This window comes from Ruoffia sp. FAM 26255 (assembly GCF_045528525.1).
In the GTDB taxonomy this organism is placed as follows: domain Bacteria; phylum Bacillota; class Bacilli; order Lactobacillales; family Aerococcaceae; genus Ruoffia; species Ruoffia tabacinasalis.
This window is the reverse complement of sequence record NZ_JBGQQX010000091.1, coordinates 1-4,044: the sequence shown is the minus strand read 5'-3', so window position 1 is coordinate 4,044 and position 4,044 is coordinate 1. Positions and strand designations below refer to the sequence as shown.

The 4,044-nt window shown below is 30.3% G+C and carries 3 protein-coding genes; 1 reads left to right on the top strand and 2 read right to left on the bottom strand.

What is annotated here, in order from left to right; translation table 11 throughout:
* Positions 1-214: 214 nt before the first annotated feature.
* On the bottom strand, positions 215-838 hold the full coding sequence (locus ACEN31_RS11065) for a site-specific integrase (protein ID WP_407089954.1): 624 nt from the start codon (positions 836-838) through the stop codon (positions 215-217).
* A 373-nt stretch (positions 839-1,211) separates the two neighbouring features.
* On the bottom strand, positions 1,212-2,093 hold the full coding sequence (locus ACEN31_RS11060; protein ID WP_171031336.1) for a helix-turn-helix domain-containing protein: 882 nt from the start codon (positions 2,091-2,093) through the stop codon (positions 1,212-1,214).
* A 106-nt stretch (positions 2,094-2,199) separates the two neighbouring features.
* Here ACEN31_RS11060 and ACEN31_RS11055 point away from each other — a divergent pair, with 106 nt between their 5' ends.
* Positions 2,200-3,804, top strand: coding sequence for an ATP-binding cassette domain-containing protein (locus ACEN31_RS11055; RefSeq protein ID WP_407093739.1), 1,605 nt, complete (start codon positions 2,200-2,202; stop codon positions 3,802-3,804).
* Positions 3,805-4,044 lie beyond the last annotated feature (240 nt).

Here is a 4,044-nt window from a genome sequence, read left to right as displayed (position 1 = left end):
GAGAACACAACACAAACTATCGTTGCATAGAGAGACACTTAAACATAGGAATAAAAAAAGAGCCAAGGTGACTGCGTCACCTGGCTCCTCGGTCCACCAACATCAAAAATTCATGAACCTCTAAATAAATATATTTTTTCTCTTTTTAAAATTCAAATGATTATTTGTTTATTGCTTGAAAATAAGAATCTTGTACGAGATGTTGTACGGTTTGTTAAAAAGACATAAATTGAGCAAACTTTTCTGCTGCTTCATCTCTTCTGTTCTGAGTTACATGGTCATATATATTCATTGTAGTTTCAATATTGGCATGACCGAGTCTCTCTTGAACTTCCTTCATTTCTAATTTTGCTTCAAAGAGTAATGCACAATGAGTATGCCTAAAACCATGAACATTAATATGTTTTAGTTTATGCAATTTTGTTATTCGTTGAAGAGCAGTTCCAATATAGTATAGATTTAAAGGATTATTTTTTTGGTTTGTAAAAACTAATTGTTCAGGACCATTAGCATTAATCCCAAAGGATAATAAATCTTTTCTTTGAATATTACGCCAGTTAACTAATAAATCCATGGTTATATTGTCGATAGATATTGTGCGATGACTTGCTTTAGTTTTGGGTGATTGAAAGATAGTACCATGTTCCCCTTGAGCAAGGACTCTTCGCACAGTTAATGTTTGGTTTACTTCATCAATATCTTTCCACTTCAAATGACAGAAAAATTTAAATTCTGTTATTAGTAAAGCTGAAGAAGGTTCTTTTGACATAAAAGACTTAAATAGTATAATCAATAGTTTTAAAAACCGTAATAAATAAGATACTGTTTTTTCATTCATTGAATCCATTTAAGGCTTCAATGCCTGCGAGTAGTGTTTACTTGATTGTAACTATGTATTTCTCCTTATATCTCTCTTGCTTTCTCTCAAAAACGATTGTTTTTGATACAAGAATAATAAATAGAAAAATAGAACCTCTTCTGATTTTACGACCCAGAAGAGGTTCTATTTTTTTCTTAGTTATTTCTTTTTGATTTAATACGATAAGGCAGACATTCCTCTAGTGATGTTATCTCTCTATAAACTTTTTTCAAAATCAATCGCTCCAGCAGGAAAATATCCAATTATCTATAAGTTTGCCTTCTCGCATAAGGCATAGATTTGATTAAGAGCGTAACAAGCCAGAGATTATGTAGTTTTTTAATAGGGTTGATTAGTTTTCGCTTTTAGCATGCAATGGTTCAGTCTTTTCTTGGTGAGTAGTGACCAATTTTGAATAGGTTTCATTATTCAACTTATTTACTATTTGTGACAAATCGGTTATTTTTTTTAGTGCTTCTATTGCTTGGTCTCTTTCTTCCTTGTCATAAAGACGGATTAAGTTTTTTAAAAATAAATAAGCCAGTTCATTCCGCTCACTGGTATATAAATTTTGTCGACTTATCCGCATGTCTTCAATAGCTATTTTTGCTCTATTGAGTTCTTTTTCTTCCAAAGTTAAATGGATAAAATTGACATAAAGATGAGAATGCCAGTTTGCAAATTCACTATTAACGGCTGCTAGTCCTTTGCTGTTGTCGAAAAAAAATTGTGCTTTTTTGAAATATTGGTTTCTTTTCTTAGAAGGGACTATAGACATAATATTATTAAATAATTTTGTTTCAAAAAAGGTCCAGCTGCTTATTCTGTCTAGATAGTTAAAGATAAAGTCGAAACTTAAATCACCATCTGACTCTTTTGATAAAATAAGTTTGAATAATAGTGCAACTCTGCTCAAAAAGACTTCTGTTTGATTGGACGAAAAGCGTAATTTGTTATGGAGGTTGGTTAAAGAATGTGGATCTTGATTCCAGTAAGCGTTAAAAATAGTCACTAAAAAATCATCTGTGGTAAAGAGTTTCCCATGATGTTTATACATAAATTCATCGTAAGATACATTTATCCTATTTAACAATTCTTGAAATTTTTCTACAGAAATAGAGTGTAGTCCTTTCTCAAATTTTTGAAAGAAAGATCTAGAAACAATGCCTGTGTAAACTTCTTTTTGTGAAATGTTTTTCTGCATACGTATTTTTCTAAACGTTAATCCTATCAACTGATGTACCTCCGTATTTTTTGGGTAGTTTATGACCCATATCATAACATAAAGAGTGCTCGAAAAATGATAAAATAACAGTACAAACGGATACGGAGGGATACAAATGATTAAATTTTATAATAAACAGTACCTAGTTGCAGCTTTTATTTTCATTGGACTTGCAGCAGTAGAGACTACTTTTAATGCCGCTACTTATGCGTATATTTTTAAGGTTATTGAGGAAAAAGACACCTCTCTATTATTAAAGTACATTATTCTTGTTGTCTTGGGTTACATATTGTTTTCTATTATTACTTATTTAAAAGATTTTTGGACAAATAAGAATATTGCTTTTTTTAACACGTCTTTAAAGACTGAATTAATAAGGAAAATTTTAGAAAAAGAGACTTCTTTAAGTAAAACCGAAGGAGTATCAAGTAATACATCATTTTTTATGAACGATCTCAAGTTACTTGAAGAAAATTACGTAAAGCAACTATTCAATGTCGTCAGCTATTTAGTTACTCTAGTTGTTATTTTGACTTTTTCTATGAGCAACAGTTTTTTATTGACCGTTATCTTTTTAGTATTTACATCAGTAACACCACTGTTTACAAACATTTATAAAGAAAAAATAGAAGAAAGTAATAGTCATTGGACAAAAGAGAATAAATCTTTTTCTTCTATACTAAAGGATATCTTAAGTGGGGCTGAAACAATAGCTTCATATAAATCCGAAAATTATTTCATTAAAAATTTTTATCTGAAAGTAAAAGGTTTAGAAGAGAGTACTAAAGACATGAATAATGCCATCTCATTATCGAATGCATTGGTCATCGCTTTATCATATTTATTTCTGTATCTTCCGATTGGCATTGGTATCTACTTTACTATTCAAGGGCGAATTTCGTTAGCGTCTTTTGTAGCCGTTCAATACTCCAGTAGTTGGATCATAAATAATTTTTTAGGATTATCGCAGTGTATAAACAAGTTAAACAGTATAGGAGAAATCAAGAAGACGATAATTAATACACTGGAATTCAAACAGCCAGATGATACCAATGTATTAAGGAACCAGAAGATTGATTCGGTTGTTTTTCAAAATGTTTCATTCAATTATGAGGACAAGAAAATTTTTGAGCATTTAGATTTAACATTAAATTCAAACGATAATGTACTTTTAGAAGGAGCTTCAGGTAGTGGTAAATCGACATTTTTAAAATTACTGACAAAAAAATTAACCCCAACTAATGGTGAAATTTTCATTAATGGCGAAGATATGAAAAGCATTAGCAAAAATGAATTATACAATTATGTGAGCTTAATTCCCCAAACGGTTGCTATATTTAATGACACACTGAGAAACAATATTACATTAGGAAAAGAAGTAAGCGAAGAAAAGTTAAGTGAAGCAATTAAAAAAGCAGGGTTAGAAGAATTAATACAGCAAGTAGGTTTAAATTATCTAATCGGAGAAGATGGAGAAAGATTATCAGGAGGACAATTGAAAAGAGTAGAAATTGCAAGAGCAATTCTGTTTGATAAACCAATACTCTTAATCGATGAAGGGAATGCCTCACTAGATAAACATAATGCTTTAGCCATAAACAAAACAGTGGCTAATTTAAATAAGTTAGTTATAGACGTCGAACATTATGTCCCGGAAGAGAGTGTGAAAAATTACACTAGAAAATACTATTTAGAAAGTAGAAGAGTACAACCAAGTTGATATCAATTTGCAAGGAAGGGGACTACTAACTTTCTAAAAAATATATACAAAAAATGACAGTGTACATTTCAGTTCCTCCATAAGGTATAATATTATATAGGCTATATTTTTTGTTGAGAGTGTAATATATTTATATAATTAACCTGAATAATTCATAGCTCTATAATTTAAGCTGGTTTCTTGAATAAATTAATCGTTCTTGGAAAAATTGGGAATTTTTCTACAAAATAGTGCGTTCTC

What these genes read in the sequence shown, in the direction of transcription:
- ACEN31_RS11055 (WP_407093739.1), top strand. Translation starts at nt 2,200, where the DNA reads ATGATTAAATTTTATAATAAACAGTACCTAGTTGCAGCTTTTATTTTC.
- ACEN31_RS11065 (WP_407089954.1), bottom strand. Translation starts at nt 838, where the DNA reads ATGAATGAAAAAACAGTATCTTATTTATTACGGTTTTTAAAACTATTG.